Genomic DNA, 17,267 nt, shown 5'->3' with positions numbered 1-17,267 from the left:
GAGGCTGTTGCGATGGACATGAGCGGTAAGACGATCCTGATCACGGGCTCGACCGATGGCGTCGGAAGGCGGGTTGCCGAAAGACTGGCGGAGATGGGTGCCACGGTGCTGGTCCACGGCCGCAACCGGGCGCGGGCCGAAGAGGTGGTCTCCGGCATTCGCGAGATAGGCGGCAATGCGGCCATTTATCTCGCCGACCTCTCTTCGCTGGACGAGGTCCGCGCACTTGCCGATGCTGTCGAACGCGACCATGAGCGCCTTGACGTCCTGATCAACAATGCCGGCATCGGCACCAGCGGCGTAGGACGCCAGGAGAGCCGCGATGGGCATGAACTGCGCTTTGCGGTGAACTATCTCGCCGGCTTTCTTCTGACGCGCCGGCTCCTGCCGCTGCTGAAGGCAAGCGCTCCCGCCCACATCGTCAATGTTTCATCGGTCGGCCAGCAGGCGATCGACTTCTCCGATGTCATGTTGACGCGCGGCTATAACGGCGTGCGCGCCTATTGCCAGAGCAAACTGGCGCAGATCATGTTCACCTTCGATCTCGCCGAGGAGCTTGCCGGCTCCGGCGTCACCGCCAACTGCCTGCACCCGGCGACCTATATGGACACGACCATGGTACGTCAGGCTGGCGTTGCGCCGATAAGCTCCGTCGAGCAAGGGGCCGATGCCATCCTCAATCTGGCCGCCGGCACCGCCCTGGAGGGGCGCACCGGCCTCTATTATGACGGACTGCGGCCATCGCGCGCCTCTGCCCAAGCCTATGACGCAACTGCGCGACAACGCCTGCGGACACTCAGCCAAAGCCTTACCCACCTCGCCTAAGCGTTAGCCTTCCCACAACTTCCTTACCCAGAAAGGAGACAACCCATGTCGTCCCAACACGCAGTTATTGTCGGCGGTTCATCCGGCATCGGCCTTGCGACCGCCGCCCATCTTCTCGAAAAAGGATACCGCGTCACGATCACGGGTCGTGACCCGGCGAAACTTCAGGCAGCCGCACAGAGCCTGAATGGCGATGTCACCGCCACCGTCATGGATGCGGCCGACTTTACCGGCCCTGCCAAAGCCTTCCAGGCAATCGGACCGCTAGATCATCTCGTCCTGGCACTGGGCGGCGGAAATGGGGCCGGTCCCTTCGCCACCGTCGATCTCGCCGATGTCAGAAAAGGTTTCGAGCAGAAGACGCTGGCGCATTTCGCCTGTGCCCAGGCTTGCCTTCCCCATCTTTCGAAACAGGGGAGCATCACCTTCGTCTCCGCCGTCTCGGCACAAGCGGCCATGCCAGGAACCGCGGGACTCGGCGCCATCAATGCCGCCATTGCCGCTTTGGCACCGATCCTCGCCGTCGAACTCAAGCCCATCCGGGTGAACTGCGTTTCCCCAGGGGTCATCGACACGCCCTGGTGGGATTTCCTATCCGCGGAGCAGAAAGAGCCGACCTTTGCCAGCTTCGCAGCGCGCACGCCGGTCGGCCGCGTCGGCAGCCCACGCGAGATTGCAGAAGCCATCGCCTTCCTGATCGGCAACGGCTTTACCAGCGGCCACACGCTGATCTGCGACGGCGGTATCCGCCTCGGCCAGTAATCCCCAGCACCATCGCCGGCCAACACCGGCGATGGTGCTTTCAGCCATTGCGGGCATCGGCCTGATCTCGCACGCCGACGCCCTGCGCTGGCAGAGCAAACCAGACCTGATGGATCAATCGCTCTACGACGTGATCTCAGATACGTCGCTCCCGGTCGCGCATGCCGACGATACTGTGGGACGCGTCGCCGATATCATGATCCAGTCCGATACCGGACGCGTTCCCGTCGTCGAGCCGCAGACTGGCCGCCTCGTAGGTCTCATTGCCCGCAAGGATCTGCTGCGTCTGCGCAGCGCGACGAACCGAGCCGAACTCGAGCGTGGTGTTACCTGAGATCGAAAGGTTAAGGGGAGGAGGAGTGGCGTCAGCGCGGCGCCTTCCTTGGCCATCAGCCGGGAAATTGGCGATCAGCCGGAGAAATTTGAGAGCGATCCACGACGACCGATGGATGTTTACGATCCTGGGTGCCTACAAACGTAGGTGGGCACCGTGTGTCCAGGCCCACAGGCCTAGTCAGGGACAGCTCCCTTTGGATCGAGTATGGCCCCAGGGATTGTGGTTCCTGTCGGGAAGCGCAGACCGCCCAAGCTATATAGAGCGAATTACGCCATCGCACCAGAGGTCCGCAGCTGGCATCCGCAGAAATAAACTTAAGCCTGCTCGGCGCCCGGTCGCTCCAGAAGCTTCTCGGTAATACCGTGAATGCGCATCGTCACCTCATCGATGACGCTTGCGAGCGTTTCCTCCGCGCGCGCATTGGCGGCCACGGTCGTATCCCGGCTGCTGGTCAGCGTTTCCAGCTCGGCCTCCAGCGAAGACACGCGCCGCGTCAATTCGCTCACCTCGTCCATGATCATGATGCCGGCCATGACGGTTACCCGGAGATCGCCGATTTCGCCGAACTGGCTCTTCAAATGCATGACATAGCGGTCGAAGCGATTGGCGAGATCCGTCAGATGGTCTTCCTGCCCCTCTTCGCAGGCCATCCGGTAGGCTTTGCCGTCGATCGTTACCGTTACTTGCGCCATTCGACTTTCCGATCACTGCCGCGCCGCGACGGCTGCCTCCCGAGGGATCAGCGGTCCAGCACGGCTCTTATGGTTTCCATCGCCGTAACCAGCCGGCGCGACACTTCACGATTGACCTCCTCGAGCCGGTTCGCACGGAACTCGGCCTGGTCCAATTCCTGGGCAAGGCGCGAACGATCGGCGTGAACCCTGCGGACCTCGCCTTCGATATCGCTTTGCGCCCGTTCCCGCTCGAACCGTCCATCGACGGCGCTCTCCAAAGTCGAGAGTGCCTGGCGCAATTGGGCGAGCGCCGCGTCCACCGTTTTGCCTGAAGGTGTCATACCCTTCGCTTCTCCGCGCAAGGCCCGAATCAAAACATCCGGCCACTTGTCTGATTTCGCAACAATATTCAACTCGGCAACAGCACGTCAATAAAGGCTGTCATGTGGCACCCCCCCTATTCTGTGGATGAATGCCGCCTTTTCCGGCCGCACAGGCCTTGTCGCACGATTGTCGTCTTTTGTAAAAGTGAACGGGCAAATGTTAAAAAATTGCCGCAGGAGGGTCGGATTGAGCCCTCGATTTGTTGACTTGCGCGCCCCAACTGCTATGTCTCAGCCGCCTGAGGCGACGTTGGAAATGACGTTCGGAAGAGCGTCGCCTTTCACCCGCCTTTCAACCGATGGCCCTCCTTCCCAAGCGTGTGGCCATCCCCCGAACCCGGAACATTGCGGAAAAACCCATGAACTCTCGCGAACAACACGACCGGATGGCGAATGCGATCCGTTTCCTTGCCATGGATGCTGTCGAGAAGGCCAATTCCGGTCACCCCGGTTTGCCGATGGGGATGGCCGATGTCGCCACCGTTCTCTTTGGCAAATATCTGCGCTTCGATCCGAAGAACCCCCATTGGCCAGACCGCGACCGCTTCGTGCTCTCGGCCGGCCATGGCTCGATGCTGCTGTATTCGGTTCTGTATCTGACCGGCTATCCGGACATGACGGTCGATGAGCTCCAGCGCTTCCGCCAGCTCAGCTCCAAGACCGCGGGCCATCCGGAATATGGTCATGCCACCGGCATCGAAACCACGACCGGCCCACTCGGCCAGGGCATTGCCAATGCCGTCGGCATGGCGATCGCCGAACGCAAGCTGCGCGAGGAATTCGGTGCCGACCTGCAGGATCACTACACCTATGCCATGTGCGGCGACGGCTGCCTGATGGAAGGCATCAGCCATGAGGCGATCGCGCTTGCCGGCCACCTCAAGCTCAACAAGCTGATCCTGTTCTGGGACAACAACTCCATCACCATCGACGGCGCCGTCTCGCTTTCGGATTCGACCGATCAGGTCGCCCGCTTCAAGGCCGTTCACTGGAACACGATCGAAGTCGACGGTCACGACCAGGCCGCCATCAGCGCCGCCATCGAAGCCGCCCACCAGTCCGACCGCCCGACGCTGATCGCCTGCAAGACGATCATCGGCTTTGGCGCTCCGAACAAGCAGGGCACCCACAAGGTCCACGGCTCGCCGCTCGGTGCCGAGGAAATCGCCGCGACCCGCGTCGCGCTCGACTGGCCCTACGAGCCCTTCGTCATCCCGAACGACATCCTCGGTGAATGGCGCGCCGCCGGCGAACGCTCCATCGGCACCCGCGAAGCCTGGGAAGGCCGCCTTGCCGCCGCCGACACAGCCAGGAAGGCCGAATTCAGCCGCCGCTTCGCCCATGAGCTGCCCGCCGGCTTCGACGCCGCCATCAGCGACTACAAGAGGAAGCTTGCCGAAACCAAGCCGACGGTTGCCACCCGCAAGGCATCGGAAGATGCGCTCGAAGTCATCAACGGCTTCCTGCCGGAAACGCTCGGCGGCTCCGCCGACCTGACGCCGTCGAACAACACCAAGACCAGCCAGATGAAGTCGATCACCCCGACCGATTTCTCCGGCCGCTACATGCACTGGGGTATCCGCGAACACGGCATGGCCGCTGCCATGAACGGCATCGCCCTGCATGGCGGTCTCATCCCCTACAGCGGCGGCTTCCTGATCTTCTCGGATTATTGCCGCCCGCCGCTGCGCCTCGCCGCCCTGATGGGCATCCGCGCCATCCACGTCCTGACGCATGATTCCATCGGCGTCGGCGAAGACGGCCCGACCCACCAGCCGGTCGAACAGGTCGCCAGCCTGCGCGCCATCCCGAACTTCCAGCTGTTCCGCCCGGCGGACGCAACGGAAACGGCAGAATGCTGGCAGATCGCCATCAAGACGACGAACCGCCCGTCCGGTCTCGCGCTGACCCGCCAGAACCTGCAGGCCGCTCGCACGGAATACAGCGAGAAGAACCTCTGCGAACTCGGCGCCTACACGCTGGCCGGCAATGCCGACGCCAAGGTGACGATCTTCGCTTCGGGCTCCGAAGTCGAACTCGCCGTCGCTGCCCGCGCGGTCCTAGAAGGTAAGGGCGTTTCCACGCGCGTCGTTTCCGTTCCCTGCACCGAACTCTTCTTCGAGCAGCCGGACGCCTACCGCAAGGACGTCATCGGCAACTCGCCGGTCAAGGTTGCCGTCGAAGCCGGCGTTCGCGAAGGCTGGGATGCCTTCATCGGGCCGGAAGGCGCCTTTATCGGCATGAAGAGCTTCGGCGCTTCCGCTCCGTACAAGGACGTCTACAAGCACTTCGGCATCACGACGGAGGCCGTTGTCGCCGCCGCTGAGGCAAAGCTTTCCTGAGGGCGCTGACAAGCGCTCTCAAATCCAATAGATAAACACCCTGAGTGAACGGGAGTGAATTTCAATGACTGTAAAAGTTGCTATCAACGGCTTTGGCCGCATCGGCCGTAACGTCCTGCGCGCAATCGTCGAATCCGGCCGCACCGATATCGAAGTCGTCGCCATCAACGACCTCGGCCCGGTCGAGACCAATGCCCACCTGCTGCGTTACGATTCCATCCACGGTCGCTTCCCGGCCGAAGTGAAGGTCGAGGGAGACACGATCATCGTTGGCGGCGGCAAGCCGATCAAGGTCACGGCGATCAAGGACCCGGCAACCCTGCCGCACCGCGATCTCGGCGTCGACATCGCCATGGAATGCACCGGCATCTTCACGTCTCGCGACAAGGCTGCCGCTCACCTGACGGCCGGTGCCAAGCGCGTCATCGTTTCGGCTCCCGCTGACGGCGCCGACCTGACCGTCGTCTTCGGCGTCAACCACGACCAGCTCACCAAGGAGCACCTGGTCATTTCCAATGCTTCCTGCACCACGAACTGCCTGGTGCCGGTGGTCAAGGTTCTTGACGACGCCGTCGGCATCGATCACGGCTTCATGACGACGATCCACTCCTACACCGGTGACCAGCCGACGCTCGACACCATGCACAAGGACCTGTACCGCGCCCGCGCCGCAGCCCTGTCCATGATCCCGACCTCGACGGGCGCCGCAAAGGCCGTTGGTCTCGTTCTGCCGCACCTGAAGGGCAAGCTCGACGGCACGTCGATCCGCGTTCCGACCCCGAACGTCTCGGTTGTCGACTTCAAGTTCGTGGCCAAGAAGGCAACGACGGTCGGCGAAATCAACGAAGCCATCAAGGCTGCATCGAACGGCAAGCTGAAGGGCATCCTCGGCTACACCGACGAGCCGCTGGTTTCCCGCGACTTCAACCATGACAGCCACTCGTCGATCTTCGCGACCGACCAGACCAAGGTCATGGAAGGCAGCTTCGTGCGTGTCCTGTCCTGGTACGACAATGAATGGGGCTTTTCCAGCCGCATGTCCGACACTGCCGTCGCACTTGCCAAGCTGATCTGATCATGGCGTTCCGCCCGCTCCTTCCGACGACAGTCCGCTGGCGTCCCATGGAAGGAGACGGGCTGGAACACCTGACGATCGCCCCTATCGACAATGCCGGCGCCGCGGCCATCCGCGCCGCCGGCATTATTATTGGCGGACGCGGCGGCACGCCCTACGGCGTTTCCTACCGCATCGACTGTTCCGCCGATTGGGCGGTTCTTTCCTTCTCCATCGAAACCACCGATGGACGCCGTCTCGCACTGAACTCGGACGGCAAGGGACATTGGTGCACCGGGGACGGCGTGGCCCTGCCGCAATTCGATGGCTGCATCGATATCGATCTCTACGGCTCGCCTTTTACCAACAGCCTGCCGATACGCCGGCTCGAGATGACGCCGGAAATCGGAACCGCCAGGCTCTCCATGCTCTATATCCCGTTCGACACCTTCGAGCCGGTGCGCGACGGTCAGCACTACACCTGCATCGCGCCGCAGAAACTTTATCGCTACGCCGCCGAAGACCGGGATTTCACCGTCGATCTTCCGGTCGACGAGGATGGGCTGGTGATCGACTATCCGACCTATTTCAAACGCGTGGATGTTTGAGCTGCAGCCTCGGTATCGATACCCTTGTTCATTCGGCGAGCAACGAGCATGGATCCTCGGGTCGAGCCCGAGGATGACGTGGCTTAAGGGTAGGCCAAAGACACATAGCGACTTTGGATATGCATTTCGCTGATCAACTGCGTGGTGACAGTGAAAACCTGTCTAAGAAAACTATCGTTTGCCCGTAGGCCTACCCAATACACCGTCATCCTCGGGCTCGACCCGAGGATCCACGCACAAGCCTTTCGGCGTGTCTCTAAAGCGTCGTGAGCACTAATCGCAATTGCCCTTCAAAACGCCGCAATCTTTGCCCTCCCTGCCCTGCTATGGTCCAGATTTACCAATAAATTTTGGGTGGGAAGTCTCCCAGGGCATTCCAAGCCGCTTCGCCGTTCTGGCAAAAGCGCATCACACCATGACGTCGCAGTCGTCAGAGCGGGCTTCAGTCGTAAAGCTCTCCTCTGAATAAGGCCATATTTGCCAATATGGCCGGCAAGACTGCATGATGGGATGACGAAGGGATTTCCGCATTCCGGGCTTTTGGCCCAGCAGCGGCGCAGGGAAAGGGGAAGACAAGGTGGAGGCATTTTACGTCATCGTGCTGGTCAGCACGGTCCTTGTTCTCATTGCGGCCTTTTCCAGCCTCCTCGCCTTCCGCTTTGGCGCGCCCTTGCTGCTGCTTTTCCTGATGATCGGGCTTGCCGCCGGCACCGACGGGCTCGGCATCGAATTCTCCAATAATTATCTCGCCTATATTCTCGGCTCGCTGGCCCTTGCCATCATCCTTTTCGATTCCGGCTACGGCACGCCGATCCAGGCCTTCAAGCTTGCCGCGGCACCGGCGCTGACCATCGCCTCCGTCGGCGTCATCGTCACGGCGGCGCTGTTCGGCCTTGCCGCCACCTGGCTGCTCGGCTTTACTTGGCTGCAGGGCCTTCTGCTCGGCTCGATCGTCGCCTCGACGGACGCCGCGGCCGTCTTTTTCCTGCTGCGCATCGGCGGCATCAATATCCGCGACAAGGTGCGCTCGACGCTGGAAGTCGAATCCGGCACCAACGACCCGATGGCGATCTTCCTGACGCTCGCCTTGGTCGAGCTGCTGGCAAGCGGCGAAGGCTACGCCGGCATCAACCTCGCCATGCTCGCCACCTTCATCCAGCAGATGGGGCTTGGCGTCATCCTTGGCCTGCTCGGCGGCATGATGATCGTGCTCATCGTCAGCCGGCTGGAAACCGATCGCGGCCTGACGCCGATCTTCGTGCTGGCGCTGGCGCTCCTCGTCTTCTCCTTCACCGGCGCCGTCGGCGGCAGCGGCTTCCTGGCCGTCTATGTCGCCGGCATCTATGCCGGCAATCGCAAGATGCCGGCCTCCGCTTCGATCAAGCGCTTCCAGGACGGCATGACCTGGCTTGCGCAGATCATCATGTTCCTCGTCCTCGGCCTGCTCGCCACGCCATCGCAATTCCCGGCCATCGCCATTCCCGCCGTGGCATTGGCGCTTTTCCTGATCTTCATTGCCCGACCGATCGCCGTGTGGCTCTGCCTGCTGCCCTTCGATTACACCCAGCGCGAAACCGGCTTCGTCGCCTGGGTCGGCCTGCGCGGCGCGGTCTCCATCCTGCTTGCCATTATGCCCATCCTCGGCAACCTGCAGGCCGGCCAGACCTATTTCAACGTCGCCTTCATCGTCGTGCTGGTGTCGCTGCTCGTTCAGGGCTGGACCATCAAGCCGATGGCGCGCCGCCTCGGCCTCATCGTTCCCCCGCGCATGGGAGCGATCGACAAGGTCGAGGTCGACCTGCCCGGCACGGTCAACCACGAACTTCTTTCCTATCGCGTCGTGAAGGATAGTCCGGTTCTGCGCGGCGAGCGCATACCGCGCTGGGCTATGCCTTCGCTCGTCGTGCGCGACGGCAAGTCCATGCGCTATCAATATGCCGGCCGCCTGCGCGAGAGCGATATCGTCTATCTTTTCATCTCGCCCAATTATTCACGGCTTCTCGACCGGCTTTTCGCCAGCCGCGCGCCCGTCGATCCCGATGACGCCGAATTCTTCGGCGCCTTCTCGATCTCGCCGCTGCGCCCCGCCGCCGATCTCGATGCGGCCTATGGGCCTGGCCTTCTGAGCGAACAGGAGAAGGGGCTCACCATCGCCGAACTCATGCGCCATCGCCTGGGCGGCAAGGCCGATTATGCGGATCGCGTTCGCCTGGGTGAGATCATTCTCATCGTCCGTGATCTCGACGAGAACGACCATATCCAGTCGGTCGGCATGTCGCTCGAAGCGGTCGAGCCGCCCGTCATCCTTCCGATCTTCATCAATCTCCACGATATTTTTAAGAGCATTCGCGCTCACCTGCAAAAGCGCCGGGAACACCCGGAGGACGGCGTTTCAAACGATTCAAATGCCGGAAAAAACGACGCCTGAATGGCCTTGCGTCTCCGATCATCCGTAGTATGGTCGGCGCACTTTTCGCCACCATCAACATTGGATCCTCCCATGGCAGCCTTCAAAACTCTCGACGATCTCACCGACATCACGGGCAAGCGCGTGCTCGTGCGCGTCGACCTCAACGTGCCGGTCAAGGATGGCAAGGTCACCGATGCGACCCGCATCGAACGTGTCGCCCCGACGATTCTCGAACTGTCTGAAAAGGGCGCCAAGGTCATCCTGCTTGCCCATTTCGGCCGCCCGAAGGAGGGCCCCTCCCCGGACCTTTCGCTCGGTCTTATCGTGCCCGCCGTGGAAGAAGTTCTGGACCATGCCGTTCTCTTCGCCTCCGACTGCATTGGCGCTCCGGCGGCTGACGCCGTTGCCAAGATGAACAACGGCGACATCCTGCTGCTGGAAAACACCCGCTTCCACAAGGAAGAGGAAAAGAACGACGCAGCCTTCACCAAGGCGCTCGCCGCCAATGGCGATATCTACGTCAACGACGCCTTCTCGGCCGCCCACCGAGCGCATTCCTCGACTGAAGGCCTCGCCCACCTGCTGCCGGCCTATGCAGGCCGCACGATGCAGGCGGAGCTCGAAGCCCTGGAGAAGGGTCTCGGCAATCCGATCCGCCCGGTCGTCGCCATCGTCGGCGGCGCCAAGGTTTCCACCAAGATCGACCTCCTAATGAACCTGGTGAAGAAGGTCGACGCGCTTGTGATCGGCGGCGGCATGGCCAACACCTTCCTCGCCGCGCGTGGCACCAATGTCGGCAAGTCGCTCTGCGAACACGATCTCGCCGACACCGCCAAGCAGATCATGATCGAAGCCGCGGCAGCCGGCTGCGCGATCGTCCTGCCGGAAGACGGCGTCATCGCCCGCGAATTCAAGGCCGGCGCTGATAACGAGGTAGTGGCGATCGAGGCCATCCCGGCCGATGCCATGGTGCTCGATGTCGGCCCGAAGTCGGTCGAGGCCATCAACGCCTGGATCGGCCGCGCCACGACGCTGGTCTGGAACGGCCCGCTCGGAGCCTTCGAAATCGCTCCCTTCGATGCCGCCACCGTCGCGGTCGCCAAATATGCGGCCGAATGCACCAAAACCGGCAAGCTGACCTCGGTCGCCGGCGGCGGCGATACTGTCTCGGCGCTCAACCACGCCGGTGTGACCGATGACTTCACCTATGTCTCGACGGCCGGCGGCGCCTTCCTCGAATGGATGGAAGGCAAGGTCTTGCCGGGCGTCGCTGTCCTGCAGTCTGCCAAGTAAACCGCTTCTGCGCCATGAATGATAAAAGCCGCGAAAGCCAAGACTTTCGCGGCTTTTCCATGAGTGCTAGGATGACATCCCAAACATTCAAACGGTTGAAATCATTTCAATCGTTTCAATTAGTTAGCCTGCCATTTCCCTCCTTCTACACTTCTGTTATCGCCGATCTATATTGATCCTGTCGCCGACTGAAATCGCCTTGGAGAAACAAAATGAGCGAACGAATTGAAGACATTGCCGTAAAGATGGTTGCTGGTGGCAAGGGCCTCCTGGCGGCGGACGAATCTACCGCCACGAACAAGAAGCGCTTCGACACCATCTCTCTCGTATCAACGGAAGAGAGCCGCCGCGACTATCGCGAGATGCTCTTCCGCTCCGACGACGCCATGAAGAAGTACATCTCCGGCGTCATCCTCTATGAGGAAACCCTCTTCCAGAAGGCTGCGGATGGCACTCCCTTCGTCGACATCATCAGGGCTGCAGACAGCATTCCCGGCATCAAGGTCGATGTCGGCGCCAAGCCTTTGGCTGGCTTCCCCGGCGAAACCATCACCGAAGGCCTCGACGGCCTCGCCGATCGCCTGGCGAAATATTATGAAGCCGGCGCCCGCTTCGCCAAGTGGCGCGGCGTAATCGCCATTTCCGACACGCTGCCGACCTATGGCGCCGTCAAGGCCAATGCCCACGCACTCGCCCGTTATGCCGCCCTTTGCCAGCAGGCCAAGATCGTCCCGATCGTCGAGCCGGAAGTGCTGATGGATGGTGAGCCCGGCACGCAGAGCCTCGACCGCAGCGAGGAAGTCACCCGCTGGACGCTGCAGATCGTCTTCCAGGAACTGGCGGAAGCCCGTGTCAAGCTCGAAGGCATGATCCTGAAGCCGAGCATGGTCATCGACGGCAAGAAGGCCCGCAAGGCTTCCGTCGAACAGGTTGCCGAGCGCACCGTCAAGGTTCTGAAGGAAACCGTTCCTTCCGCCGTGCCGGGCATCGCCTTCCTCTCCGGCGGCCAGTCGACCGAAGAAGCGACCGCGCACCTCTCCGCCATCAACTCCGGCTACGATCTGCCCTGGCACGTGACCTTCTCCTATGGCCGCGCCCTGCAGGACAGCGCGCTGAAGGCATGGGGCGGCAAGGCCGAAAACGTCGCCGCCGGCCAGCGCGCCTTCACCCATCGCGCCGAGATGAACTATCTCGCCGCAAAGGGCAGCTGGACGAAGGACAGCGAAAAGGCTGCTTGATTTCAGATAGTGGTTCGAATGGACAGAGCCCCGGTCGCGATGTGACCGGGGCTTTTTGCTTTTGCGCGATGCATATACGCCTGGAAAGCCCCTCATCCGGTCTTCCGGGCTTGTCGAAGGGATCCCCGGAAGCATTCCGCGGCGTGCGCCTTCGGCACGTTGCAGCCATCTCCAACAAACTCTTCCTAGATGGTCGGCAACATTCCACCATCGAGCCTCAGATTGACACCGGTTATATACGCGGCCCGCGGACTGACGAGGAAGGAAACAGCATCGGCTATTTCCTCCAGGGTTCCCACGCGGCCTGCGGGCACCTGGGTGAACATCGGAAGCACGGCCTGTTCGATCGTCTCCCACGGAGCGTCTTTCGCAAGTCCTTGCTCCACCGCAACCTCGCGAAACCGCGCGTCCAGCCTGGCGCTATGTATCGTGCCGGGCGATACCGTATTGACTGTGACCCCATCGACCGCGACCGCTTTCGCCATGGAGACGGTCATTGCGTTCATGGCGGCCTTGCAGGCGGAGTAATCCGGCCTCGAGGCGGGCGGCATCAAACCGGCCAGGCTGGAAATGTTGACGACCCGTCCCCACTTGGCTTGCCGCATTCTCGGCAGCAGCAGGGTCGTTACTCTGACGGCAGCGAGAACGTTGCGGTCGTAGGCGGACATCCATGAGGCGGGGCGACTGCTCGTCCAATCCTCCGCGTCACCTGAGCCGCCGGCATTGTTGATCACGATGTCTATCGGACCGGCAAGCGCTTGTGCCTCCTCGACAAGCCGGCGCACGTCGTCATCGATCGTGAGGTCCCCGACAACGGTGTGGGCGCGTCCTCCTTCGGCGATGATGTCTTGGGCGACCCGCTCCGTCTGTGTCCTGTCGCGGCCGTGGACGACGGCGACCGCCTTCTCACGAGCAAGCCCTCTGGCGATCGCTCCTCCTATGCCCTTGCTGCTTCCGGTGACAAGCGCTGTCTTCCCGTCCAGTTTCAAATCCATTGTCCGGTACCCATTTTGAAGTCGATACCGCACAAAAGGACAGAACGATGATCGAGACAATTACGCACTTTAAAGTGCCTGCGGAACGCGAAGACCGGTCCGTATGCCTTGGTCCGGACGGATCCGTGGCGCATGTCACCAGGATGCTTCGAATGATCAGCGGACGCTGGAAGCTTCCGATCCTGTTCCGCCTCTTTGCCGGGCCATCGATGCGCACCTCGCAATTGAAACGGGACATGCCGGGCATTTCTCAGAAGATGCTCACGCAACATTTGCGGGAACTTGAGAATGACGGCCTTGTCGAAAGGCGGGACTTTGGCGAGCAGCCGCCCCGCGTCGAGTATCAGCTTACCGACGCCGGACGAGGGCTCATGCCTGTCCTAATGGCCGCAAGGGAATTTTCGATACGTCATATCGTTGAAAGTTAGTTCCCCACCTGCGTTCGGATTTTATTCGAATTATGAGGACGACCTGAACTTGTCACCGGCACAAGTTCTCGCTTCAAGCCATGGTCGGGCAGCGTCTATATCCTGACAGTCCTATGAAAACATCAGGAGCCGCCATGAACACCGTCGCTTATGTCACCGTCGACGTCTTCACATCGGAGCGCTTTGTCGGCAATCCGCTGGCCGTGATCCCCGATGCCCGTGGCCTCGATAGCGGCGCGATGCAGAAGATCGCAGCCGAGTTTTGTTTTTCGGAAACGACCTTCGTGCTGCCGCCGGAAAGCCCTGATCACACTGCGCGCGTCCGCATCTTCACGCCGACGGCCGAAATCCCCTTTGCCGGCCATCCCAATGTCGGCACCGCTTTCGTTCTCGGGCAACAGCGGGAAATCTTCGGGAAAACCGCAGGCGACAGGCTGATCTTCGAAGAAGATGCCGGCTTGGTCGAGGTAACGTTGCTGCGCAAGGATGGCGCCGTCACCAGCGCAAGCATACGCGCGCCGGCAAGCCTGACGATCGGCGAAACAATTGCCGACGAATTGATTGCGCGTTGCGTCCAGATCGAGCCGCAAACGATCCGCAAAACCACGCATGCCCCGAGCTTCGCCTCCGTTGGCCTGCCCTTTGCCTTTGCGGAGCTGGACAGCCTAGAGGCGCTTGGAAAGGCAAGACCGAACGCGGCGGTTTTTGCCGAAGCGGCCGCGCGCCACAAAGAGGACAAGACCGGCTTTTCGCTCTTTCTCTACGTGCGCTCCGCCGAAAATCCGTGGCATATCCGCGCCCGCATGTTTGCGCCACTCGACAACGTGACGGAAGACCCCGCCACCGGCAGCGCCTCCGCGGCCCTCGGCGCTTATCTGACTTCGCTGCTGCCGGCACAGGATGCGGAAGTGAAAATCACCATCGAGCAGGGCGTGGAGATGGGAAGGCGCAGCCTCATCGGCGTCGAGGTCAGGAAAACTGCCGGCACGGTAAATGAAGTCTTGCTGTCGGGCAGCAGCGTCTCCGTCATGCGCGGAGAGATCCGACTTTAGGAAGCGGCGCATGCCGGGGCTGAAGCCCCGGATCCAGCCTGAAATATGCTAAAACGCCTCGTTGATGACCAGCGCCACCGTCCAGATGGCAAAGGCGAAGATGGCGATCTTCCAGAAATCAGCCCGGCGCTTCAATCCCGGCAAGCCCAGAGGCTTGATGATATGCACCGCCATGGCGAGCAGAAGCAGCACCGCTATGGCTTTTGTCACGCTCTTTTTCCCCATTTTCGCAAGAGTGAGAGCCGCCGCGACCAAAAACCGCTGCATAGCTTTCGCGTTCATGCTGTAATCGCCACAGGACGGACATCTTTCCGCGCCAACAGACTGTTTCTACAGGCCGATAGCGGCAATCCGGGACACAATCAATAGCGAAAACAGGCAGGGCGGAATCCTGTCTTATCGGTTCCTTAAGCGGAGCCGCATGAAGGTGGGGAGCATGAAAAGAAATATTTTGCCCGTACTCGCCCTGCTGTTCGGCACGCTCTTCCTCTTCACGGGAAACGGCCTGCATAGTCTGCTGCTGCCGGTACGCGGCACGGCCGAAGGCTACGCGACCACGACGCTCGGCCTGCTCGGCACGACCTGGGCCACCGGCTTCGTGCTCGGCTGCCTGACCGCGCCGAAACTGGTGAGACGCATCGGCCATGTCCGTGCCTTTTCGGGCTTCATCTCCGTCATCGCCATCATCGCACTGCTGACCGGCATTATCGTCGACCCGATCTGGTGGGTGGCGCTGCGCGCCGTCACCGGCTTCTGCACGGCCGGCACCTCGATGATCATCGAGAGCTGGCTCAACGAACGCGCCACCAATGAGAGCCGCGGCGCGATCTTCTCGCTCTATATCGGCATCACCCTCATCGGCGCCGTTGCCGGCCAGATGATGGTGCCGTTCGCCGATATCCACACGCCCATCCTCTTCATGATGTGCGGCATCTGCTATTGCGTCGCCATGCTGCCGACGACACTATCGACTGCCGCCTCCCCGCAGCCGCTCAAGGCCGTCAGCCTCGACTTGAAGGCGCTTTACCGCAATTCGCCGGTCGCCTCGATCGGCATCCTGCTCGTCGGCATCGCCAACGGCGCCTATGGCACGCTCGGCGCCGTCTTCGGCGCCAATGCCGGCCTTTCCCAAAGCAATATCGCGCTGATGATGAGCTTGACCATCTTTGCGGGCGCCGTCATGCAGCTGCCGGCAGGCCGCCTTTCCGATCGCATCGACCGCCGCTACGTGCTGGCGGGCATGGCCGCTGTCGCAGCGCTCGACGGCCTGCTGCTCTTCCTGGTGCAGCCCGGCAATCCCGCCTTCCTTATCGGCATGGTAGTGATCTATGGCGCGGTCGCCAACACCCTCTATCCGATCGCGGTTGCCCATGCCAACGACTTCGCCGCGCCGGAGGATTTCGTCAAGGTTTCCGGCGGCCTGCTGCTGCTCTATGGGATCGGCACCATCATCGGCCCGACGCTCGGCGGACCGGTCATGTCCTCCATCGGCCCCTACTCGCTGTTCTTCGTGACGGCCATCGCCCACGTCTTGATCACGGCCTATTCGATCTTCCGCAGCCGCATGCGCGCCGCCAAGCCGGCGGGCGATCGCGACGCCTATACGACCATGCCTTCAGCCAATGCACAGATGATCACGCCCGAGAGTATGACGCTCGCGCGGAGCGAGACTTCAAAAAAGGACGATATAACTGTAAATTACGGCACCTGATCCCCCAAAAGGGAAAGGAGGAGCCGAAATGAGCCTATTCGACGATGATCGTCCGCAGCAGCCGTCAGCCCATGAAATCGGCAGCGATCTGTCGCTGCTATCCGTGGACGAGCTGAAAAACCGCATAGCATTGCTCCAGGGCGAGATTGCCCGGCTGCAAGAGGAAATCGAAACCAAGGCATCCGGACGCAAGGCGGCGGAGAGCCTCTTCCGTTTCTGATGAGCTTGTTCCAACGCAGTTGGCGGTAGCCCAAAATCCGGCCGGCGCAGGCCGGATCAAGGCATGCTCAACCGAATATTAAGCTTTACGACATATTACTATGATCATCCAGATTCGCTCTGGACTCAGACAGTTCCTCCACTTGGCGAATTGGTCTGATTTTTCTCCCTGTTTTACCTTGAGAGCCGCTTTTGCGGCTCTTCTTTTTTCATCCTGTAACACCGCCTCCACCGAAACTGTGGAGATTAACCCTTTCTTAAGAATGGCCTTGCGGATTTCAGTTAAAACCAGCATCCTAAAGTCATAAAAGCGGATGCCGAAAGCTCTTAGGGACTTGACCGGCTTTTCCTGAACAAAAGTGTTGCGTGAAGCAGGGATTTATTCGATGTCGGAACTTGGGTTGAACACGATCAGCTTCGCTGGCCATGCCGCATCGTCGGCGCAGTTCAGGACGCTCTATTCTGAAGGCATGTCGCTGGTCGAGGAAACCGCAGGCTATCTCGACGGCCAGGGCCGTGCTGCCTCCAAGGTTCTGCCGCGCATGGCTTCCGTGCTCTATGCCGCCGAATCCATGCGGCTGACGACCCGCCTCATGCAGATGGCATCCTGGCTGCTGTTGCAGCGCGCCGTCAACAATGGCGAAATGTCGCGCGACCAGGTGCTGGCCGAGAAGAACAAGGTCCGTCTCGACGGCTTCAACGTCGATCGCAGCGCTCCGGGCTGGAGCGATCTGCCGGAAGCTTTCCGCGATCTGGTCGAGCGCTCGCTGCGCCTGCAGAACCGCGTCGCCCTGCTCGACCGCGAGATCTATCGCCCGACGGAGGCCGCCATCGTTCCGGACAACCAGAACAGCGTCAAGGCACAGCTGACCCTGCTGCAGACGGCCTTCGGCAGCAACTGAGCCGCAACCTATCGGCAACGAATTTGAACCGGTC

Annotated in this window: 18 protein-coding genes and 1 other RNA gene; 14 read left to right on the top strand and 5 right to left on the bottom strand. The window is 61.2% G+C overall.

The window, feature by feature from the left end; translation table 11 throughout:
• Window positions 1-12 precede the first annotated feature (12 nt).
• The 3 genes from ACPYOP_RS00830 to ACPYOP_RS00820 are packed head-to-tail and all read left to right on the top strand — an operon-like array spanning window position 13 to window position 1,921.
• Window positions 13-825, top strand: coding sequence for an SDR family NAD(P)-dependent oxidoreductase (locus tag ACPYOP_RS00830; protein ID WP_481408490.1), 813 nt, complete (start codon window positions 13-15; stop codon window positions 823-825).
• Window positions 826-870: 45 nt separating this feature from the next.
• The gene (locus tag ACPYOP_RS00825) at window positions 871-1,587 is read left to right on the top strand and encodes an SDR family oxidoreductase (protein ID WP_481408489.1); all 717 of its coding nucleotides are present in this window, start codon (window positions 871-873) and stop codon (window positions 1,585-1,587) included.
• 31 nt (window positions 1,588-1,618) lie between these two features.
• On the top strand, window positions 1,619-1,921 hold the full coding sequence (locus tag ACPYOP_RS00820; RefSeq protein ID WP_481408488.1) for a CBS domain-containing protein: 303 nt from the start codon (window positions 1,619-1,621) through the stop codon (window positions 1,919-1,921).
• A gap of 92 nt (window positions 1,922-2,013) precedes the next feature.
• Here ACPYOP_RS00820 and ssrS read toward each other — a convergent pair.
• The 3 genes from ssrS to ACPYOP_RS00805 form a co-directional block, all read right to left on the bottom strand.
• Window positions 2,014-2,172, bottom strand: a non-coding RNA gene (gene ssrS / locus ACPYOP_RS00815) — 6S RNA.
• Window positions 2,173-2,238: 66 nt separating this feature from the next.
• Complete coding sequence (locus ACPYOP_RS00810) at window positions 2,239-2,616, bottom strand: cell division protein ZapA (protein WP_120664939.1); 378 nt, start codon at window positions 2,614-2,616, stop codon at window positions 2,239-2,241.
• Window positions 2,617-2,663: 47 nt separating this feature from the next.
• Window positions 2,664-2,939, bottom strand: coding sequence for a DUF4164 domain-containing protein (locus tag ACPYOP_RS00805; RefSeq protein WP_015341018.1), 276 nt, complete (start codon window positions 2,937-2,939; stop codon window positions 2,664-2,666).
• A gap of 401 nt (window positions 2,940-3,340) precedes the next feature.
• Between ACPYOP_RS00805 and tkt the strand changes: the two genes are divergently transcribed.
• The 6 genes from tkt to ACPYOP_RS00775 all read left to right on the top strand — a co-directional run bounded on the left by tkt (window position 3,341) and on the right by ACPYOP_RS00775 (window position 11,926).
• Window positions 3,341-5,323, top strand: a complete 1,983-nt coding sequence (gene tkt, locus ACPYOP_RS00800; protein ID WP_481408487.1) for a transketolase — start codon at window positions 3,341-3,343, stop codon at window positions 5,321-5,323.
• Window positions 5,324-5,387: 64 nt separating this feature from the next.
• Entirely contained in the window at window positions 5,388-6,398 is a 1,011-nt protein-coding gene (gene gap, locus ACPYOP_RS00795; RefSeq protein ID WP_481408486.1) for a type I glyceraldehyde-3-phosphate dehydrogenase, read from the top strand.
• 2 nt (window positions 6,399-6,400) lie between these two features.
• Complete coding sequence (locus tag ACPYOP_RS00790) at window positions 6,401-6,985, top strand: putative glycolipid-binding domain-containing protein (RefSeq protein ID WP_481408485.1); 585 nt, start codon at window positions 6,401-6,403, stop codon at window positions 6,983-6,985.
• Between the two features lie 577 nt (window positions 6,986-7,562).
• Complete coding sequence (locus tag ACPYOP_RS00785) at window positions 7,563-9,413, top strand: potassium/proton antiporter (RefSeq protein WP_481408484.1); 1,851 nt, start codon at window positions 7,563-7,565, stop codon at window positions 9,411-9,413.
• Between the two features lie 72 nt (window positions 9,414-9,485).
• On the top strand, window positions 9,486-10,688 hold the full coding sequence (locus ACPYOP_RS00780) for a phosphoglycerate kinase (RefSeq protein WP_481408483.1): 1,203 nt from the start codon (window positions 9,486-9,488) through the stop codon (window positions 10,686-10,688).
• A 212-nt stretch (window positions 10,689-10,900) separates the two neighbouring features.
• Window positions 10,901-11,926, top strand: coding sequence for a class I fructose-bisphosphate aldolase (locus ACPYOP_RS00775; RefSeq protein WP_481408482.1), 1,026 nt, complete (start codon window positions 10,901-10,903; stop codon window positions 11,924-11,926).
• A gap of 185 nt (window positions 11,927-12,111) precedes the next feature.
• Here the strand turns inward: ACPYOP_RS00775 and ACPYOP_RS00770 are convergent, their stop codons facing one another.
• Window positions 12,112-12,921 (bottom strand): SDR family NAD(P)-dependent oxidoreductase, encoded by an 810-nt coding sequence (locus ACPYOP_RS00770; protein ID WP_481408481.1) that lies wholly within the window; start codon window positions 12,919-12,921, stop codon window positions 12,112-12,114.
• 47 nt (window positions 12,922-12,968) lie between these two features.
• Here ACPYOP_RS00770 and ACPYOP_RS00765 point away from each other — a divergent pair, with 47 nt between their 5' ends.
• Together ACPYOP_RS00765 and ACPYOP_RS00760 are read left to right on the top strand one after the other, a co-directional pair.
• Entirely contained in the window at window positions 12,969-13,349 is a 381-nt protein-coding gene (locus tag ACPYOP_RS00765; protein WP_481408616.1) for a winged helix-turn-helix transcriptional regulator, read from the top strand.
• A 134-nt stretch (window positions 13,350-13,483) separates the two neighbouring features.
• Window positions 13,484-14,401 (top strand): PhzF family phenazine biosynthesis protein, encoded by a 918-nt coding sequence (locus tag ACPYOP_RS00760; protein ID WP_481408480.1) that lies wholly within the window; start codon window positions 13,484-13,486, stop codon window positions 14,399-14,401.
• 48 nt (window positions 14,402-14,449) lie between these two features.
• On the opposite strand, the gene ACPYOP_RS00755 is transcribed toward ACPYOP_RS00760, so the two are convergent.
• Window positions 14,450-14,611: a hypothetical protein gene (locus tag ACPYOP_RS00755; RefSeq protein ID WP_168838220.1), complete on the bottom strand. Its 162-nt coding sequence runs from the start codon at window positions 14,609-14,611 to the stop codon at window positions 14,450-14,452.
• A 226-nt stretch (window positions 14,612-14,837) separates the two neighbouring features.
• On the opposite strand from ACPYOP_RS00755, the gene ACPYOP_RS00750 reads away from it, so the two are divergent.
• The 3 genes from ACPYOP_RS00750 (at window position 14,838) to rcdA (ending at window position 17,233) form a co-directional block, all read left to right on the top strand.
• On the top strand, window positions 14,838-16,112 hold the full coding sequence (locus tag ACPYOP_RS00750; RefSeq protein ID WP_481408479.1) for an MFS transporter: 1,275 nt from the start codon (window positions 14,838-14,840) through the stop codon (window positions 16,110-16,112).
• 28 nt (window positions 16,113-16,140) lie between these two features.
• Complete coding sequence (locus ACPYOP_RS00745) at window positions 16,141-16,332, top strand: DUF1192 domain-containing protein (RefSeq protein WP_149634381.1); 192 nt, start codon at window positions 16,141-16,143, stop codon at window positions 16,330-16,332.
• Window positions 16,333-16,717: 385 nt separating this feature from the next.
• Window positions 16,718-17,233, top strand: a complete 516-nt coding sequence (gene rcdA, locus ACPYOP_RS00740; protein ID WP_481408478.1) for a protease adaptor protein RcdA — start codon at window positions 16,718-16,720, stop codon at window positions 17,231-17,233.
• Window positions 17,234-17,267 lie beyond the last annotated feature (34 nt).

The organism is Rhizobium sp. KNZ2-6A (genome assembly GCF_056755475.1).
Note: the sequence above shows the minus strand (reverse complement) of the source record. Positions and strands in the feature narration are given on the sequence as shown.